Origin of the sequence: Rhodococcus sp. IEGM 1330 (genome assembly GCF_033142445.1) — a bacterium.
Classification (GTDB): Bacteria; Actinomycetota; Actinomycetes; order Mycobacteriales; family Mycobacteriaceae; genus Rhodococcoides.
In genome coordinates, this window is record NZ_JAWLSB010000008.1 from 263041 (window position 1) to 280253 (window position 17213).

Consider the following 17213-nt stretch of genomic DNA (forward strand, 5'->3'; position numbering starts at 1 on the left):
GACCGCGGCCGGGCCGTCGAGCATGATCCGCCCCCGCATCGACGCTTCGGGGCAGACGGCGGATGCACAGAGTAGGTGCTTCCCACTCACATCGGTAGATTCACAGCCATGCCGACAGCGTCCACACCCGACGGATTCGCCCTCGAACGATTCGACGTCACCGACGCCGGATCCATCGCCACGGTCTTCGCGGCCAAGGAACACCGAGCCGGTCTCTACGTCCTGCACTTCACCGACGGCTCGGCCTACGTGGGCTACGCAGATTCGGTCGCCGCGCAGTTCGCCGCGGACCTCGACGCGTGGACCGACATCGAGGCACTCGACTTCACCGCCGGAACAGGAGACCAACTCGAGCAGTTGCAGAATCTCGTGTCACGCCTGACCCGCCTCCGCGAACGCCCCTCGGAGCCAACTGCGATCGACGACGCGCCGAGCGCGAAATCCGCACTGCCGAAGGAAAGAGCCAAGCGGGCGACATTGCTCGACACGGCTGTCGGCAAGGCGCGCAAGCAGTTCTGGGAACTGTCCGACCACATCGCGTACCCCGCCATCCGCAGCATCGTGGCCGACTACATCAACTCCTCGATCCCCGACCCGGCGAACACTGCGAAGTACCTGTGGCAGATCGCTGCCCTGTCCGACGAGTCCTCCGACACCGGGCCTCGACACTTGGTGACGCTGACGTGCGGCGGCTTCGAGACGCTCCGCATCGACGAGATCGTGCACGACGACGACACGATCGAACTGGATCTTCGAATCAACACCAACGTTCCGCGTGACCGTACCGACGAGCAACTCGAGGTCTCCAACGAGACCGTCAGCGCCGGGCGCGGACCCTACCGGGACGAACGTGTGTGGTCGTGGTCGATCGACCTCGGTGCACTGCTGGAAGAAGACGTGGACGTCGACCTCGGCATCGACGACGACACGTTCGACGACCTCGCCTACGGCCTCAACGCCAGGCTGATGCGATCCGGAAACTCAACGGGCGCAGCGTCACACAACCACGACCTCGCGGCCGACCTGCTCGCCGAGGCATACCGGCAGCTGTTCGAGACCGAGTGACCGGTCAGCTCCGACAGCTCTCGACGCTACTGCGCCGATCACGCCCCGAACATCACTTCAACGCATCGAGGTTCGTCTTCAGTAGCAGCACGTTGTAGTCCGACCACCGAGAAGCAGTGAAGTACAAGTCTTTTCCGCTCGACATCGGGTGAATGAACGGCGCATAGATTCCACCGGCCGTCTGATTGGCGTCCAGGATCGTCTTCGGAGCACTCCACGGACCCTCGGGATTGTCTGCAGTGCGAGCGACCAAGGTTCGGGAGTTCTCGTCCCCATACATCATCACGTAGCGGCCGAGGTAGTCGTTCCACGCAACCGACATCTCGCTGACCGGGCCCTTGACGATGGCAACCGTGTCGCCGATGTTCTTCGACCACTGCTTCGTCGGATCCGGATCCTGCGTCGAGTACTCGTACGCGTCGAGATTCTCGATGTCGCTCGGTGCCACTCGTGAGACGAAGGCGTCGCCGAATCGTCCGTTGGGAGTACCGAACTGGAATAGGTACTCGCCATCGCGACCCAGCACGTAGGCACTCTGCTGGAACTTGCCCTGGCTTTCGTGGACGTTGGTGAAGCCCGGGATGGTGACACCCTTGTTGACACGGATCGCCTTGGGATCCGTCGACCAATTCTGGCCGTTGTCAGTAGATTTCGCCGTCGCAGAGTAGTTCGTGATCCAGCGCCCGGGTGTGCCCCAGCTCTGCACCGACATGTAGTTGATGTACTGGGTGTTGCCGATCGCGATGGCCGCCGTGGGGATCGTCGTGTCCTCGACGCTTGGCAGCTTTGCGCTCGAGATGATCTCGGCCGCATAGTTCGGACTGCCGGCCCGCACGACGGCACCGGAGGTGTTGTCCGCAGGGTTTGCTGGACCGATCTTGATGCCCTGCGCCAAGTTCGTCGACGCCTTGTCCGACCGGAAGAGCGCGTTGCTGCGCCACTGCGCGTTACCGGAGGAGCAGTCTCCGAACGTGTCACCGAACGCCATCAGAATCTGGCCTGCACCGTTGTCCCAGCTGATCCCGAGGTCGGTGCCGGACATCGCGAGGTCGTTGTAGGTGTTGTTCACGCTCTGCGGACCGGTGACCCAGGCGATGCTCTGTGTGTTCCCGGTGATCCGAGGAAGCGGCCCTTGAGGGCCTTGCGGGTTCTTGCCCGACATCCCGGCGCTGCCCGACGACCCGAACAGCGGAGACGAGCCCGGCCCACCGAGCCCACCGCACGGTTCGGCCGACGCGGTGGGCGCGGTCAGAGCGCTGAGTCCGCTCACTGCCAGTGCCAGGACAGCCCCGACAGCAATCTGCCGACTACGTACACGCATGGACGAACCCACCGTTTCCCGTGTGACCCACGATACTGATGTGACTGATGGGACGAGTGTTACGCAAATCTACTGATCGCGCAACAAATCAGGCGTGTCGGTACTTGACAAAACGCCAACGGCGGAATCACACTCGTGTGATTAGCCGGCAATCATGCGGGCGTGAGTCGTGTCCAGCGCGAGAAGAGCGGCGCCCTGCACAACGACGGCAGCGCCGTGGCCCAGCGCCTGGTCAGCAGTGATCCGGCCGCCGAACCGAGGCTTCCTGACGGCAATGTGCGCACCGGTCGCGATGTAGAGGACGTCGAGACCGGAATTGATCCACAGCAGCCGGCTCAAACTCGCGGCCGTCGGGGGCTTCGAGCTCAGCGCGCCTGCACCCGCGATCGCCAGATCGGTCGCACCCCACCCCGCCGTCTGCAACCCGAACGCCCGCCGGGCAGGCGAGGACCCGCGCAACGCCAACATTGTTCCGGCGAGCACACTTCCACCGCCCCACACCGCGAGGCGACGGCCGAGCCGCTGGGCAACGATGGGCGCTTCGAGTGCTGTCATGGACTCCAGTGTGCCGCGTTCGAGGGAGGAGCCGGTTCGTAACGCGCGGTCGGTTGCGGCCGATTCCATGAGCACTGAGCATTTGTGCTCGAAACGAACGGAGCCACCATGCTGAAGAAGGTCCTCGCCGGAGTCGCGCTGGCGATCGGCGGAGCAGTGCTCGTCGCGCCGACAGCGTCCGCAGCACCCGACGACAACCCGTTCGGGCCCAAGGATTCGACCGCGAACTTCGTGAGCGCCTTCGACCCTGCGGCATACGGCACCGACGGCACCAAGTCGTTGATCGTCAGCCCGTTCGGCACGAGCCAGCAGATCGACTGCTCGTCGTTCCACGGTCAGAGCTGGTGCACCCAGAACGGGCGAGTCCTGAATCAGATTCGAATCCCGGCCGGATCGTCGGAGTGGGACTACCGGACGCTCTACGTCTACAACCCGTTCTGATGATCATCGGGCGCGCGCTCTGCGGACTGGCTCTTGTCGCTCTTACCGGTTGCGCCACAGCGGAACCCGAGCCGAGAATCGACGCGGCGGTGAACGTTGCACCGTCGTCGTTCCCGCCCCCTCCTCCCTCCGTCGCGCCTACCGCCATCCCGACCCCCGACGAAGCGACAGCCATCTTCCGTACCGTTTTCGACTGGACCGCCGAGCGGTCCGACCGTGCCGACGCACTCGAAGGTACGGCCGAGGAGAACACACCTCTGTTCGACAGCGGCGGGATCATGTCGGAGGCTTCGTTCGACCGTATCGACGTCGTCGAACCCGGCCGGGTCGAGGCAAGCGGCACTTCCGTCGGGCGAGTGTCCTCGATCGGCTTCGTTGTCTCCGAAGGCCGTTGGAAGCTGGAACGCGCGGCGGCATGCGCACTCACCGGGGTGTGTTGATCGCCGGTTCAGGTCACCATCCGAACGGGTCCGAGTCGGACCCGGGCAGCCAACTGTCGCCGGGTCCGACCCATCCTCGGGCCTTGACCATCTTCTTCGCAGCGCGCTGATTGCGGCCGATCAGACGGTCGAGGTACAGGTGACCGGCCAGATGGTCGGACTCGTGCTGCAGACACCGAGCCAGGTAACCGTGCCCCTCGACCGACACGGGAGTGTTCTCAACATCGACACCGGTCACGCGGGCCCAGTCCGCGCGGTCGGTCGGGTACCGCTCCCCCGGGACCGACAGACACCCTTCACCGTCTTCGGGGTCAGGCATGGTCTCCGGGATCGCCGACGTCTCGAGCACTGGATTGACCACGTGCCCGCGATGGCGGACTCCGCCGTCCCTCAGGTCGTAGACGAACACTGCACGCGGGTCGCCGACCTGATTGGCGGCAAGACCGGCACCATGCGCCGCAGTGTTGGTCTCGAACAGGTCCTCCGCGAACGCTGCCAACTCCGCGTCGAACACGGTGACGGGTTCGGCGACCGTCGTCAGCCGCGGGTCACCGGCAATGAGAATGGGTCGAATCGCCATGCGGTGAGGTTACTGTCGAAGCATGGCTCATTCCCGTCGCTCCCCCACGGCTCACCCCGCGGAGAAGGTCTGCGCATCGTGCGGGCGGCGAATCGAATGGCGCAAGAAGTGGGAGAAGAACTGGGATGACATCAAATATTGCAGCGACGCATGCCGGCGTCACAAGGTGAGCACCACCGACAAGGAACTCGAAGACAAGATCCGTTCCCTGCTCGACGCCCGATCCCGCGACTCCACGATCTGCCCTTCCGACGTCGCCCGTGCCCTGTCCGACGACGGTTGGCGGGAGTTGATGGAACCGGTTCGCCGCGCCGCTCGCCGGATGGTCGATGCGGGAGAAGTCGAGATCACCCAGAAAGGATCCGTCGTCGATCCGTCGACCGCGAAGGGGCCCATCCGCATCCGATGGAAGCGCTGACCTGCGACAAAAGAAGCTGTCGGTGGGTGGGTATAGCTTTCGTGGGGTGAAGACATGGGGGGATGTGTTCGGGCTCGGGGACCAGGACTTGGTCTCCGCGCTCGCTGAGGTGTCCTCCCACGAAAGTACCGTCGCCGCAGCCAAATACACGATGCTGGCGGAGATCGAACGACGTGGTCTGGCCATGAAACTCGGGCATTCGACGGTCACCCGCTGGTACGCACGGTCGGTACGCATCACCGACGGGTCCGCTGCCCGTCAGATGGAGCTGGGGCAGTGGCTCACCGACCGGCCCACTGTGCTCGACGCCCTCGCCGGTGGTGAAATTCACGCGGCACACGCGTCGGCGATCTCCGACGGCTACGCCGTCGTGGTGGTCGCCGACCCCACCCTCGACGAACAGCGCCGCGACGCTGTTGTTGCGGAACTGCTCGAGACCGCGATGCGCAGCACCGCCGGGCAGGTCGCCTCCCGTGGGCAGGCTCTCGCGCATTCTGCGGCGGACGACGCCAGAGCCCGACACGAGCAGGCCGAAAAAGAACGACAGGAACGGGAGTGGGCGGGCCGAGCCGATGCCGGGAACTCGAGTGATGCAGGTGGCTCGAGTGATGCAGGTGGCTCGGGTGACTCAGGGAACTCGAGTGATGCAGGCGGCTCAGGCGAGCCCGAACCTGCTGGGCCGGAACCCGTTCCATCGGGGCCGCCGCCGGTACCGGTGTCGGAGAACCCGGACCTGAACCGCTTCGATGTCCATCCGCTGTCCAGCGGCCGCGTCCAGATCGGTGGCAACGTCGACCGGTTGCTGGCCGAGAAGTTGCTCACCGCGTTGTCGGGGTTGACCGCTCCGCGCCCGGGTCCCGGTGGTGAGCGTGATCCTCGTTGTCCGTCGAAGCGCCGTGCCGAATGCACTCGATCAGATTCTCGACCGGCACCTGCGCGGCAGCAGCCGCGGACCGGCGGTTGGGTCGCGGGCGTCGGTGCATCTGGTCGTCCCGCTGCGGGACTTGCTCACCGACGGTGGCAGAGACCGATCCGCACGCACACCAACGGGTTCGACGGCACACGGTGCCGGTGCTGACGGCGCTGCCCGAACCGGTGATACCGACGCCGGTCCCGATCGTGGCACCGGTCACCGCGCCAGCGAGAGCAGCGCTGGTGCCGACGGCAGTGCCCGAACCGGCGACGCCAGCGCGGGTCCCGATACTGATGCTGACGGCGGTCATCGTGGCAGCGGGGGCAGTGCTGGTGCCGGCGACAGTGCACGAAGCGGCGATTCTCGCGGCGATCGTGTCGGTCGCAGCACTGCCGGTGGTGACGCTGTCGTTAGTGACGCTGACTGTGGTGGTGCCGGTGAGAAGTCCGCTCCCGAGCCGGGCGATGCCGAGTGGCCGTTCCACTTCGACTGGACCGGGCCGATCAGTCGTTCCCTCGCCGAACTTCTCACCTGCGACGCCGACCTCACCCCGGTCATCGTCGACCACCACGGCGTCCCCCTCGCGCTCGGCCGCACCACCAGACTCGCCAGCGACGACCAACGCATCGCCCTCACCATCCGCGACAGATGCTGCGTGATGTGCGGCCGCCCCGCACAGTGGTGCCAAGCCCACCACGTGAAATTCTGGGAACACGGCGGCCCCACCGACCTGAACAACCTCGCGCTGGTCTGCCGAGAATGCCACCGCCTCGTCCACCACGGCGACTGGCAACTGATCATGGGCGACGACGGACACCCCTACGCCATCCCACCCGAATCCATCGACCCCTCGAGACAACCCATCCCCAGCTACCACCGACGAAAACGGCGTGCAGCCTGACAACGAGAAAACCACCCAGCGCACACACGAAGACCCATGCCCACGTGTGGCGACTCGTCGTCGAGTGTTGCTCAACGGGGTGCCCCCACTCGAGCGCCCCCTCAGCCGGTAATGCGGATGACGGCAGTGTCCATCATCCGAAGTCGACACAGTTGCTGGGTACCTCCGTCTTCAGCACGAACTGTCACGCTCAGCCCCCTGGTGGCGTTTCCGTACACCGTACGGTAAGCTGCGTCGGCACTGCACGAACCACCGTCGGTGCATGCCCGTCAGGGCACGGCGAAAGGCGACCGAAGCGCACATGACCCAGGCCCAGTCGACAACACCGGCCGAGAAACTATCGACGATCCTCGTTCGCGGAGCCCGCGAGAACAATCTCCGCAACGTGAACCTCGACCTGCCCAAGCGTTCGCTCGTCGTGTTCGCGGGCGTCTCCGGGTCGGGGAAGTCATCACTCGTCTTCGACACCATCGCTGCCGAAGCTCAACGGCAGATCAACTCCACGTTCACCGCGTTCGCGCAGACATTTCTTCCGTCCTACGGTCGCCCCGACGCCGATCTGATCGCCAACCTGTCGGCCGTCGTGATCGTCGACCAGAAGCGCCTGTTCGGTGGCCCGCGGTCGACGGTCGGCACCATCACCGACATCGGTGACTGGCTGCGCATGCTCTGGTCCCGCGGCGTCACCCCGACGATCGGGTTCGCGAACGCGTTCTCGTTCAACGACCCGGCCGGCATGTGCCCCGAGTGCGAGGGACTCGGCGAGGCGAAGGTCGCGGACCTCGGCGAACTGGTGGACGAGTCGAAGTCCTTGCGCGAGGGGCCGTTCAAGCATCCCGATTTCGAGGTCGGCAAATGGCCGTATCGGGTGTTCGCCGACTCGGGCCTCTTCGATCTCGACGTCCCGATCGAGCAGTACTCCGCCCGCGAGCGCCACATCTTCTTCGACGCCAAACCCGGCGAGGTCGACGTCTTGAACCCCGACGCCGTCATGAAGAGCTACGAGGGAATCGTGTCCCGGTTCCGGCGCAGCTACTTGGCGAAGGACGCCGATGCCCTCAAGGGCAAGGCCAAGCTCGCGTTCGAGCGCATCGTCACGCGCGGCGTCTGCGAGTCCTGCGGCGGCTCCCGCTACAACGAGACCATCCGCGGAGCCACCCTCGAGGGCTTGTCTCTGCCCGACGCGTTCGCGATGCAGGTGTCCGAACTCGCCGACCGTATCGACGGGTGGCAGGTCAACGGCCTGGGCAGCGTCACCGCCGAAATCGTCACGCAACTGCGAAGACTCGTCGATCTCGGCCTCGGCTACCTCAGCCTGGACCGGGCAACGTCGTCGCTGTCGGGCGGTGAATCCCAGCGCATCAAGATGGTCCGCCACCTCGGAGCCACCCTCAACGACATGCTCTACGTCTTCGACGAACCGACCACCGGCCTCCACCCCCGCGACGTCCACCGTCTCGACGACATGTTGCTCGCGCTGCGCGACAAGGGCAACACCGTCCTCGTCGTCGAGCACGACCCCGAGGTCATGGCCATCGCCGACCGCATCGTCGAGATCGGCCCCGGAGCGGGAAAGGCCGGCGGCACAGTCGTGTTCGAGGGCACCTACGACGAACTCCGCCGCGCCGACACCAGGACCGGTGCCGAGCTGCGGCGCGAGGGCGTCGAATTGCGCACTCCCCGCGGCCCTTCGGGCTGGCTGAGCATCACCGGAGCCAACACCCACAATCTGCGCGACGTCAGCGTCGACGTTCCGCTCGGAGTTCTGACCGCCGTCACCGGCGTCGCCGGTTCCGGCAAGTCGAGCCTCATCCACGGCCACCTCCGTGAGGCCGCGCCGGACGCCGTCATCATCGACCAGGCACCCATCCGCGGATCGCGCCGCTCCTCCCCCGCGACCTACACCGGTCTGCTCGATCCGATCCGCGCCTACTTCGCCAAGAAGACCGGGCAACCGCCGTCGCTGTTCTCACCCAACTCCGACGGCGCATGCCCCGACTGCCAGGGCAGTGGCGTCATCTTCACCGATCTCGGGTTCACCGACCCGGTGACGAGCACCTGTGAGACGTGCCAGGGCAGGCGGTTTCGGTCGGGCGCGATCCGGCATACCGTCGACGGCATCAGCATCGCCGACATCTTCGAGATGTCCGTCGAGGACGCTCAGGACTTCTTCGAAGTCAAGAAGATCCGCGACATCCTCCGCCGGTGCCGGGACGTCGGGCTCGGCTACCTCTCGCTCGGCCAGAACCTGTCGTCGCTCTCCGGCGGCGAGCGTCAACGGCTCAAGCTCGCCACCGAACTGGTCGGGTCGTCGCCGGTGCTGGTCCTCGACGAGCCGACGACCGGTCTGCACCCGTCGGACGTGTCGAACCTGATCGCGTTGCTGTCCGGGATGGTCGACGAGGGCAGGTCGGTGATCGTCATCGAGCACAACCTCGACGTCATCGCCGCCGCCGATTGGGTCATCGACCTCGGCCCCGACGGCGGGCACAACGGCGGTCTGATCACGTTCACCGGAACCGTGGACGAGTTGGTGGTCTCCGACACCCACACCGGCACGTACCTGGCACGGAGCCTGGGGCGCTGACCGCGACCCGATAGTGTTGGCGCTCGAAGAGGCATCGGAAACACAGGAGTAGCAGTGCAGCGTCGATCAGCACGAATGATCTCAGCCGGGTTCGCGGTCATCGCGCTGGTCGCGACCGGATGCGGCAGCACGACGACGGACTCCCCGCCGACCACCACCTCGGCCACGGCGTCGAGCGGGGAGTTTCCGAGGACGATCGCGTCGGGCTCGGACGGCGGGACCGTCACCATCGACGCGATGCCTCGTTCGATCGTCTCGCTGAGCCCGACGGCGACGGAGACCCTGTATGCCGTCGGGGCGGGTGAGCAGGTGGCGGCCGTCGACGATCAGTCGGACTATCCCGCCGATGCTCCTAAGACCGGGCTGTCGGCGTTCACGCCGAGCCTCGAGGCGATCGTCGCGTACGACCCCGATCTGGTGATCACCTCCACCGACCTCGGCCTCGTGACGTCCACTCTGGCCGAGGCCGGCATTCCGACGCTGCTGGTCCCGGCCGCGACGAGCCTCGACGACGCGTACTCCCAGATCGAGCGCGTCGCGGATGCGACCGGGCACGACGCCGACGGCGACGCAGTGGTCGCGCAGATGCGGTCCCGGATCGACGCTGCCGTGGCGAGCGTTCCGGATCGTGATCAGCCGCTGACGTACTTCCACGAACTCGACGACACGCTGTACACGGTGTCGAGCGCGAGCTTCGTCGGCCAGATCTACGGCCTGTTCGGCCTCACGAGTATCGCCGACGGCTCCGGCGCAGGCGACTACCCACAACTGTCCGCCGAATCGGTGATCACCGCGGATCCCGATATCGTGTTCCTCGCCGACGCCCAATGCTGTGGCGTCACAGCAGAATCGGTCGCGGCTCGGCCGGGGTGGGGTTCGATGACCGCCGTCCGAGACGGCAGGATCTTCCCGATGGACGAGGACCTGTCGAGTCGGTGGGGGCCACGCATCGCGGACCAGGTGGAAGCCGTCGCCGCCGTGGTGCAGCAGATTCCCGAGTAGATCACCCCTGCCCGATACGCACGTCGTCGATGAATTCGTTTGCACTGCAGGATAGTTTCTGCCGTAGCGAATCCGGCACGGTGACCGTCACCTGAACCAGATAGTGATCGACGATGTGGTGGACGACGACGTACCGGGTCCTGGCGAAGAGCAACCGACCGTCGCAGTCGTAGCGACCTGCGATCGAGACTGCAGGCAGACCACGGAACGAGTCTCGGTCGTGACCGATCTCGACCCAGCCGGGCAGCGCCCGGGAGTCACCGAAGCCGCAGTCCAGCAACGATTCCGGATGGACCGATCGACTGAGCTTGCCGACCAGAACCACCGCGTTCGGTACGAATCCCTCGACTGCGTTCACCGGTGAATGCAGCACCGCGGTGGCGTGTGGGAAGAGGTGCTCGGGAACGACCTCCCAGTCCGGGAGCGTCGGCAGCTCGAGCCCGAACCTGTCGCATTCACCGCGGTGCACCGACGCCAGTTCGAGACCCTCTTGCTGGAGATAGGTTTCTATCGTCCTCTCTCGAACCGTCACCGGACAGCATTCCTTTCAACGGCAGTCGATGCGGCGCGGTCGGCCCGGATGCGCTCGAGCAGACTGGGCGGACGCAGCAATTCACGCGCATTGTCGTGGCCCAGTTGTGCTCGAGCCCAGGGATTGTCGCGACACCAGTGCAACACAGCGAACAACGCGTTCGGTTCGACCTTTTTCTCGCACGCCATCAGTACCAGCACCTGATCCGGCTCGACGCCTTCGCCGCGGTACACGACTCGGACAGTGGGGTACCAGTGCGGATGCGACATGGCCGGATTCGAGTGGCCGTGCGGTTGCAGATCGATGATCTTGTTCCACGGGACGACGGTGATGTCGCGGAACACCTTCCAGGCGCGGCGGCGATAGATCTCTTGCACGATGCCGTCGGGGTGCAGTGAAATCCTGGTCCGGTTGACGATGAGCACACTCAGGGCGAAGAACAGCAAGAATATCGGAGCGCCGACGTGCGACATGACCAGAATTCTGAGCTGGTGACGCGCTGGACCTACAGGTTCGTCGCCTCTCCACTGGAAGTAAGACACGCCGGCCAACAACGCAAGTGCGAGAGTTCCGCTCCGGTACAACACGCTCCCCCGCCCCGGCACTGCAACACCTTGCCCGACTCCCGCGACATTCACCGGTCGTACGAAACTCGACAGCCGTGCAGATCCGATGCCGGACAACACCACAGCTGCTGTGAGTGGGATCAGCACCACCAGCACAAGCCACGACATGAAGAGAAAGGTTTCCGCGGTACGCGTCCCGAACAGCAGAACCGGAGTCACGATTGTCGCGGCAAGTGCAGCCGTCAGGGCGACGAACACCACGAGCCATCCGAGATGGACGCTGCGCCACGTGCGCACCCACTCGGGCCGTTTCAGCTGAAGATCAGCGACGCAATACGAGTGTGATTCACGCTCGGTCATCGCCACACCCTCTCGATCACCTTGTCGGCCGTATAGCTGACGAGACCTCCCACAGCGATCCCGACGGCGGCACCGGCCACTGTTCCCGGACCTGGAACGACCGAACCCGCCGCGCCTCCGATGACACCGAACACCCATGTCGCGGCGGCCCCGGCAGCGATGGGTGCTGCCTCGACGATGACAGCCTTGGTCGGGTCCATCCCGTCGTCGATACTGTCGGCGATTCCGGGGGCCGCTCCGGCCACGGCACCGAACGCTCCCAATCCGCGCCCGATGTTCTTGGCTACGTCGTCGACGGAATCGACACCGGGCAATTCGAGTGCCCGCTTCGTCACGTCGGTCATGGTCTTGATCACGCCCGACGCGATGGTCGGCGGCCAGTCCGGCATCCACGAGAACGATCCGTCCGGGTTCTCGACGAACTTCCCGGTCGGGCTTGTCAATGCGAGTTCGGTCAGTAGCCGCGTCGGCTCCGCCAACTGCTGTGCAGCGTCGACCGCAGCGCGCTCGGCCTGTAACAACGCCCTCTGGATATCCAGCGTCAGTTGGGCTGCAGTGGAGCGCAGTTCGTCGGCCCGGCGCGTCTTCTCCTCGCCGAGGCTGTCCGGGATGAGTGCGATCATCGCGTCCGGATTCACCGTCCCGTCGGCGGCAACGGCGAACCCACTCACCGTTGCCGCCGACACCTGCGCCTGCAGGTGTGCCTTCACGGCGTCGACCATTCCTGCTGCGGTCTCGAATGCCTTACCGAGTGAATCGATCTCACCGCACACCGAGCTCATCCGGGAGCATTCGGTCACCACGCGTTCGGCTGCGGCGTCGGCTGCTTCGCCGGTCCACGTCTCGGCCAATGTGTCTTGCTCCTCCAGCACTCCGGTGCGCTGGCCGTTGACGCGCTCGACGATCTCCGACAGTTCGATCATCGTCTTGCGCATCGACTCCGGCTCCCAGCCCGCGACGTGCGGCACGGTGGGTGTCACTTCGGCTGGTCCATCGCAGCGAGGCGGCGGGCGAGTTCGTCGTCGGCGATCTCGTAGTTCTGCGCGACGCCGCGGGCGATGTCTGCGACGCATTCGGCCCGCCCCGCCAGAGCTGCAACTGCTCCGGCCGCTGCAGCTGCCGCCGCCGCACATGCTGCACGGAAGTCACTACCCTGCAACGCATTCTCCGATTCACGGAACGGAGCAAGAGCATCCATCTCACGGATCACCCCGCCAGTCGCCGACAACACATTCGAGAACTGCCGCAGGATCGCTGGATCCACATTCACTGTCATGACGCTCCCCCGAGTCGCACCGTATCGACGCCCGGTGAATCGGCGTCATCGGGTTGGACGCCTGTGGGCTCGGATCGGTTCCGTCCGGTCCGATTCCGGAGTCGCGAATGCGGCGGGTACCGTTGGCCCGGCTAACGACATAGGGGGTGTTCGCCATGAACGGCCGTCGACTGTCGTTCGCTGCCGCGGCCGGACTCGCGGCGGCGATGGGCGTCGGGCGATTCGTGTTCACGCCGCTCCTGCCGATCATGGTCGATGCGGCCGAGGTGACGCCGAGCAGCGGTGCCGTCATCGCGACCGCGAACTACGCCGGCTATCTCGTCGGCGCGATCGTGTTGTCCGTACGCCCGTCGATCAACACGACGACATCTTTCCGATGGTGGACAGTGGTCCTCGTCGCCAGCGAGTTGGCCATGGCCGCTGTCCATTCCACCGCTGCGTTCTCTGCCCTGAGATTCCTGGCGGGCCTGGCGAGCGCAGCGGTCTTCATCGCGTGCGCGAGCACCGTGACGAAGCATCGCGCCGACGGCGCCTCCCCCGGTATCGCGTTCGGCGGCGTCGGCGCAGGCATCGCGGCGTCGGGGATTCTGACGCTGCTCGTCGGACCGCACCTGTCCTGGCAGGCGCTGTGGGTGTGCTCGGCGCTACTGACAGCGGTCCTCATCGCCCCGGCGTGGACGCTACGGGTACATCCCGAGCCCACAACGCGGGCGGTGCCCGGCGACATCGACCGCAGAACCCGGACCGTATGGCGGACATTGTTGTTCGCGTACTTCCTCGAGGGTCTCGGCTACATCATCGTCGGTACGTTTCTCGTGGCGGCGGTCGGTGGCCACGGCAGCACATCGGTTGGTCCGGCGGTGTGGATCGTCGTCGGATTTGCGGCGGTACCGGCGACGGTGCTGTGGCAGGCAGTCGCCCGTCGAACCAGCATGCGCAACGCCCTGGTGGCAGCGTTCGCATTGCAGTCGATCGCAGCGCTACTCCCCGCCCTGACCGGGAACACCGTCGCCGCTGTGTTCTCGGCTCTGCTGTTCGGCGGAACGTTCATGGGCATCACGATGCTGACGATGAGCACCGCCCAGTCACTGCCCATCGGACGTACCGCAGCAACACTGACTGCGTTCTACGGCGTCGGGCAGGTACTCGGCCCACTGATCGTCGCACCTGCCATCGGCGACTCCTATTCGATCGCCTTCGCTGTCGCGACAGGGGTGCTCGTGCTCGGGACTGCCGGGGCCGTACAGATGTCCAGACTGACCGCGTCGCGCTGAGTACGGCTCGCTCGGCTCAGTGCTGTGGGTCGTAACCCGGAACTTGCGCCAGAGTCTCGAACGTTCGTGCTCGGCCCCATTCCACATGTGCGAACGCAACAGCGGCAGCCAATTCCGGGTCCCCCTTGGCGATGGCGTCGACGAGGGAAACATGCTCCCCGTGTCGCAGCGACGGATCCCGTTCGAGATTGGCCATGTTGAGTCGATTGCTGCGCTCCCGCAACGGTTCCATGATGACCGGGAACAGCCGGTTGGCGGACAGTGCCTCGATCCCCGAGTGCACTCCGGAGCTCGCGTGATGGAATTCGAGTAGATCGCCCCGGTCGAGCGCTGCACCTGCACGGGACACGGCGTCGACCAACGATGACGAGTCCGCGCCCGCCGCCACAGCGGACGCTGCCCGTCGAGCCACGAGTGGCTCGAGCGCGGACCTGATGTCGTACAACTCGTCGACAGAACTTCTGGTCACTCCCGTCACCACCGCAGGGCGTCTCGGCGACAGCGTCACCAACCCGGCTGCTTCGAGCAATGGAAGTGCCTCCCGAATGGGCACCCTCGACACTTGGAGCTCGGTTCCCAGATTGCGCTCGCTCAGCGTTTCACCAGGCCGGAGGCGGCCGTCGAGGATGCGAGTTCTGATCGCGTCGAACACCGAACGCGACAGCGACTCGCGACCTTCCGTGGATGCCATGATGCTTGTATACCAGCGAACCGAAGGTATACCGCGCATCCGCAGGGATCGTCGGCGGATCTTGCTCAACGAAGACCTAGGCAAGAAGGGGCAGGTGAGAGGACCTGGAAACACAAGTGTTACCGCCGAGAAACCTTCCGCGACGCGTGACTCCGTAAATTCTCCGTTGTTGGTATACCACTTAGCGAGAGGCACTGGGATGAGCGTCCCGACCAGGAACGAGAAGCCGTCACCGATCGACCCACCGCCCGAGGCCGGCAGCCTCAGCGAACAGATCGAGGCGTCGTACTCGAAGATCGGCCTCACCACGGCGCACTTCGGCATCGTCGCCATGGTCCTGTTCGGTGTGTTCTTCGACGCCGTCGAACAGAATGCCGTCGGCATCACCGGGCCGCTCCTGCGTGAATCCTGGGGCCTCGGCGGAACCGAGATCGGATTGCTGAACACCGCGACGTTCACCGCCGTCGCACTCGGGCGCATCCTGGCCGGAGCGGTGATGGACCGTTTCGGCCGTCGAACCCTCCTCGGTGCAAACCTTCTCGTCTTCGCGTTCGGCTCGCTACTGTGCGCATTCGCACCCAACTACGAGGTGCTGGTGGGCGCTCGATTCTTGGTCGGGCTCGGACTGGGCGGTGAAATCGCCGTAGCGGTGATCATGCTCTCCGAGTTCTTCTCCGCCAAGCATCGCGGTACCGCGGTCGGCATGATCAACGTCGCAGCTGCAGGTCTGGGCAACATGCTCGCCCCACTGTTCGGGGTCATCGTCTTCGCCATCTTCACCGGTGACGACCGCTGGCGTTGGCTGTTCGGTCTGCTCGTACTGCCCGCACTCGCGGTCGTGTTCTATCGCCGCTCGCTTCCGGAAACACCTCGCTTCCTCGCGGCGACAGGCCGTGTGGCCGAGGCCAATACCGTCATCAACCGCCTGGCGCAGGGCAAGCTTCGCGGCGCGCTCGACTCCGAGGTTCAGTACTTGAACGTCGACACCACGGTCGACGATCACGCCGCACCGCGCGCACGGTGGACGGAAATGTTCGGGCAGCGTTACCGCAGAAGCACTCTCGCCCTCGGCATTGCCGTCTGCATGTCCTACGCAGCACAGATCTCGATGCTCACGCTGATCCCCGTCATCCTGACCGAGCGAGGAATGTCGATCTCGAGTGCGCTCTGGTACACCCTCGTGATGCAGTCCGGATCGCTGATCGGCGCGCTGACCGCTGCGCTCATCGCTCGCAAACTCCCGCGCAAGGTGACACTGACCGGTGGCGCTGTACTCGGTATTGTCGCCGGGCTCGGATTCGGCTTCTTCGCAACGTCCGTCGGCCTCGTACTGTTCTTCGGTGCCCTGTTCAATTTCTCGGTCATCATCCTCAACACGACGATCTGGCTGTTCGCACCCGAGCAGTACCCCACCCGAATCCGTGGCCTCGCGACGTCGGTGATCCTGGCGCTGGGCTCCCTCTCCGGCGGACTGTTCCCGCTCATTGCCGGAGCCGTACTGGACTCGTCCGGCGTTGGTGCCATGTTCGCGATGCTGGCCGGCCTGTTCATCGTGTGCGGAATTGCCGTGCAGTTCCCGAAAGAGACCTTCGGACAACCCATGCCGGAAGATGGCTGAGCCGTGAGGATTCTCTTGATCAACCCCAACTCGAACGCTGCAACGACGCAGCTGCTCGTCGACATTGCTCGGCGTCGGCTCTACGACACAGAATTCACTGTCATCGGGGTCACCGCGGGTACCGGACCGGCGATGATCACCGGCACCGAACAGTTGCGTGCTGCCGGACCGGATGTCGTAGCAGCGGCCCTCGATGCGATCGAGCACCATGGCCCGGCCGCTGTGATCGTCGGCGCGTTCGGTGATCCCGGTGCGGCCGAACTCCGAACCCTCGTCGACACTCCGGTGGTCGGGATCGGCGAGGCAGGAATCCTGCACGCCGCACGAGGCGGTCGCCGCTTCGCGATCGCAACCACCACAGCTGATCTCGCCGCCCCACTCGATGCACTGACTCGTGCCACCGTGCCCGACGGCGATTTCGCGGGTGTGTTCCTCACCGCGTCATCGCCGTTGGTCCTGGCCGAGGACCTCGCATCGAGCGTTGTCGAACTGGGAACGGCGGTCGATGCAGCAGTGGCCGCCGGAGCGAGCGCCGTCGTCATCGGCGGCGGACCGTTGAGCGATTCGGCCCGGCGGCTGGCGCTGCGCACCGACGTGGACGTCATCGAGCCGGTTCCGAGTGCCGTTGCAATGGTCGTCGACAGAATCTCGAACGCGGTACGCAGCTAGCTCT

The 17213-nt window shown here is 65.3% G+C and carries 19 protein-coding genes and 1 pseudogene; 12 read left to right on the top strand and 8 right to left on the bottom strand.

The genetic code is table 11. The annotated features are described in order from the left end of the window. Nucleotides 1-108 precede the first annotated feature (108 nt). Nucleotides 109-1065 carry a hypothetical protein gene (locus R4P57_RS19445; protein ID WP_317804470.1) on the top strand — a complete coding sequence of 319 codons (957 nt, stop codon included), beginning with the start codon at nucleotides 109-111 and terminating at the stop codon, nucleotides 1063-1065. 52 nt (nucleotides 1066-1117) lie between these two features. On the opposite strand, the gene R4P57_RS19450 is transcribed toward R4P57_RS19445, so the two are convergent. Continuing rightward, nucleotides 1118-2386, bottom strand: a complete 1269-nt coding sequence (locus tag R4P57_RS19450; RefSeq protein WP_317804471.1) for a DUF4185 domain-containing protein — start codon at nucleotides 2384-2386, stop codon at nucleotides 1118-1120. A gap of 141 nt (nucleotides 2387-2527) precedes the next feature. After that, entirely contained in the window at nucleotides 2528-2941 is a 414-nt protein-coding gene (locus R4P57_RS19455) for a DUF6992 family protein (protein ID WP_317804472.1), read from the bottom strand. Between the two features lie 108 nt (nucleotides 2942-3049). Between R4P57_RS19455 and R4P57_RS19460 the strand changes: the two genes are divergently transcribed. Further along, entirely contained in the window at nucleotides 3050-3382 is a 333-nt protein-coding gene (locus tag R4P57_RS19460; protein ID WP_317804473.1) for a hypothetical protein, read from the top strand. After that, nucleotides 3382-3822: a hypothetical protein gene (locus tag R4P57_RS19465; RefSeq protein ID WP_317804475.1), complete on the top strand. Its 441-nt coding sequence runs from the start codon at nucleotides 3382-3384 to the stop codon at nucleotides 3820-3822. The genes R4P57_RS19460 and R4P57_RS19465 overlap by 1 nt, the downstream gene beginning before the upstream one ends. A gap of 13 nt (nucleotides 3823-3835) precedes the next feature. On the opposite strand, the gene R4P57_RS19470 is transcribed toward R4P57_RS19465, so the two are convergent. Beyond that, nucleotides 3836-4402 (bottom strand): peptide deformylase, encoded by a 567-nt coding sequence (locus R4P57_RS19470; protein WP_317804476.1) that lies wholly within the window; start codon nucleotides 4400-4402, stop codon nucleotides 3836-3838. A 22-nt stretch (nucleotides 4403-4424) separates the two neighbouring features. On the opposite strand from R4P57_RS19470, the pseudogene R4P57_RS19475 reads away from it, so the two are divergent. The 6 genes and pseudogenes from R4P57_RS19475 to R4P57_RS19500 form a co-directional block, all read left to right on the top strand. Then, a pseudogene (locus R4P57_RS19475) lies at nucleotides 4425-4553 on the top strand (DUF2256 domain-containing protein); the annotation flags it as partial. 15 nt (nucleotides 4554-4568) lie between these two features. Further along, nucleotides 4569-4820: a DUF3253 domain-containing protein gene (locus R4P57_RS19480; RefSeq protein ID WP_230596286.1), complete on the top strand. Its 252-nt coding sequence runs from the start codon at nucleotides 4569-4571 to the stop codon at nucleotides 4818-4820. Between the two features lie 46 nt (nucleotides 4821-4866). Next, a complete protein-coding gene (locus R4P57_RS19485) occupies nucleotides 4867-5898 on the top strand; it encodes a DUF222 domain-containing protein (RefSeq protein WP_317804477.1) in 1032 nt (343 codons plus the stop codon). Then, nucleotides 5825-6634, top strand: coding sequence for an HNH endonuclease signature motif containing protein (locus R4P57_RS19490; RefSeq protein WP_317804478.1), 810 nt, complete (start codon nucleotides 5825-5827; stop codon nucleotides 6632-6634). Before R4P57_RS19485 ends, R4P57_RS19490 begins: the two co-directional genes overlap by 74 nt. Before the next feature lie 262 nt (nucleotides 6635-6896). Continuing rightward, nucleotides 6897-9221 (top strand): ATP-binding cassette domain-containing protein, encoded by a 2325-nt coding sequence (locus R4P57_RS19495; protein ID WP_411742394.1) that lies wholly within the window; start codon nucleotides 6897-6899, stop codon nucleotides 9219-9221. Between the two features lie 75 nt (nucleotides 9222-9296). Continuing rightward, nucleotides 9297-10223: an ABC transporter substrate-binding protein gene (locus tag R4P57_RS19500; RefSeq protein ID WP_317804479.1), complete on the top strand. Its 927-nt coding sequence runs from the start codon at nucleotides 9297-9299 to the stop codon at nucleotides 10221-10223. Between the two features lies 1 nt (nucleotide 10224). On the opposite strand, the gene R4P57_RS19505 is transcribed toward R4P57_RS19500, so the two are convergent. The 4 genes from R4P57_RS19505 to R4P57_RS19520 are packed head-to-tail and all read right to left on the bottom strand — an operon-like array spanning nucleotide 10225 to nucleotide 12957. After that, nucleotides 10225-10755: an LpqN/LpqT family lipoprotein gene (locus R4P57_RS19505; RefSeq protein WP_317804480.1), complete on the bottom strand. Its 531-nt coding sequence runs from the start codon at nucleotides 10753-10755 to the stop codon at nucleotides 10225-10227. Further along, nucleotides 10752-11681 (bottom strand): hypothetical protein, encoded by a 930-nt coding sequence (locus R4P57_RS19510; RefSeq protein ID WP_317804481.1) that lies wholly within the window; start codon nucleotides 11679-11681, stop codon nucleotides 10752-10754. The genes R4P57_RS19505 and R4P57_RS19510 overlap by 4 nt, the downstream gene beginning before the upstream one ends. Beyond that, nucleotides 11678-12661 carry a hypothetical protein gene (locus tag R4P57_RS19515; RefSeq protein ID WP_317804482.1) on the bottom strand — a complete coding sequence of 328 codons (984 nt, stop codon included), beginning with the start codon at nucleotides 12659-12661 and terminating at the stop codon, nucleotides 11678-11680. Before R4P57_RS19515 ends, R4P57_RS19510 begins: the two co-directional genes overlap by 4 nt. Continuing rightward, on the bottom strand, nucleotides 12658-12957 hold the full coding sequence (locus R4P57_RS19520) for a type VII secretion target (RefSeq protein ID WP_317804483.1): 300 nt from the start codon (nucleotides 12955-12957) through the stop codon (nucleotides 12658-12660). The genes R4P57_RS19515 and R4P57_RS19520 overlap by 4 nt, the downstream gene beginning before the upstream one ends. Nucleotides 12958-13112: 155 nt before the next feature. On the opposite strand from R4P57_RS19520, the gene R4P57_RS19525 reads away from it, so the two are divergent. Then, nucleotides 13113-14231, top strand: coding sequence for a YbfB/YjiJ family MFS transporter (locus tag R4P57_RS19525; protein WP_317804484.1), 1119 nt, complete (start codon nucleotides 13113-13115; stop codon nucleotides 14229-14231). A 16-nt stretch (nucleotides 14232-14247) separates the two neighbouring features. On the opposite strand, the gene R4P57_RS19530 is transcribed toward R4P57_RS19525, so the two are convergent. Continuing rightward, nucleotides 14248-14922, bottom strand: a complete 675-nt coding sequence (locus tag R4P57_RS19530) for a GntR family transcriptional regulator (protein WP_317804485.1) — start codon at nucleotides 14920-14922, stop codon at nucleotides 14248-14250. Between the two features lie 199 nt (nucleotides 14923-15121). Here R4P57_RS19530 and R4P57_RS19535 point away from each other — a divergent pair, with 199 nt between their 5' ends. Both R4P57_RS19535 and R4P57_RS19540 read left to right on the top strand, forming a co-directional pair. Beyond that, a complete protein-coding gene (locus R4P57_RS19535) occupies nucleotides 15122-16540 on the top strand; it encodes an MFS transporter (protein WP_317804486.1) in 1419 nt (472 codons plus the stop codon). 3 nt (nucleotides 16541-16543) lie between these two features. Then, nucleotides 16544-17209, top strand: a complete 666-nt coding sequence (locus tag R4P57_RS19540; RefSeq protein WP_317804487.1) for an aspartate/glutamate racemase family protein — start codon at nucleotides 16544-16546, stop codon at nucleotides 17207-17209. Nucleotides 17210-17213 lie beyond the last annotated feature (4 nt).

Coding starts and splice junctions, on each gene's coding strand:
- R4P57_RS19445 (WP_317804470.1), top strand. CDS start 109: ATGCCGACAGCGTCCACACCCGACGGATTCGCCCTCGAACGATTCGAC.
- R4P57_RS19450 (WP_317804471.1), bottom strand. CDS start 2,386: ATGCGTGTACGTAGTCGGCAGATTGCTGTCGGGGCTGTCCTGGCACTG.
- R4P57_RS19455 (WP_317804472.1), bottom strand. CDS start 2,941: ATGACAGCACTCGAAGCGCCCATCGTTGCCCAGCGGCTCGGCCGTCGC.
- R4P57_RS19460 (WP_317804473.1), top strand. CDS start 3,050: ATGCTGAAGAAGGTCCTCGCCGGAGTCGCGCTGGCGATCGGCGGAGCA.
- R4P57_RS19465 (WP_317804475.1), top strand. CDS start 3,382: ATGATCATCGGGCGCGCGCTCTGCGGACTGGCTCTTGTCGCTCTTACC.
- R4P57_RS19470 (WP_317804476.1), bottom strand. CDS start 4,402: ATGGCGATTCGACCCATTCTCATTGCCGGTGACCCGCGGCTGACGACG.
- R4P57_RS19495 (WP_411742394.1), top strand. CDS start 6,897: ATGCCCGTCAGGGCACGGCGAAAGGCGACCGAAGCGCACATGACCCAG.
- R4P57_RS19500 (WP_317804479.1), top strand. CDS start 9,297: ATGATCTCAGCCGGGTTCGCGGTCATCGCGCTGGTCGCGACCGGATGC.
- R4P57_RS19510 (WP_317804481.1), bottom strand. CDS start 11,681: ATGACCGAGCGTGAATCACACTCGTATTGCGTCGCTGATCTTCAGCTG.
- R4P57_RS19520 (WP_317804483.1), bottom strand. CDS start 12,957: ATGACAGTGAATGTGGATCCAGCGATCCTGCGGCAGTTCTCGAATGTG.
- R4P57_RS19525 (WP_317804484.1), top strand. CDS start 13,113: ATGAACGGCCGTCGACTGTCGTTCGCTGCCGCGGCCGGACTCGCGGCG.
- R4P57_RS19530 (WP_317804485.1), bottom strand. CDS start 14,922: ATGGCATCCACGGAAGGTCGCGAGTCGCTGTCGCGTTCGGTGTTCGAC.
- R4P57_RS19535 (WP_317804486.1), top strand. CDS start 15,122: ATGAGCGTCCCGACCAGGAACGAGAAGCCGTCACCGATCGACCCACCG.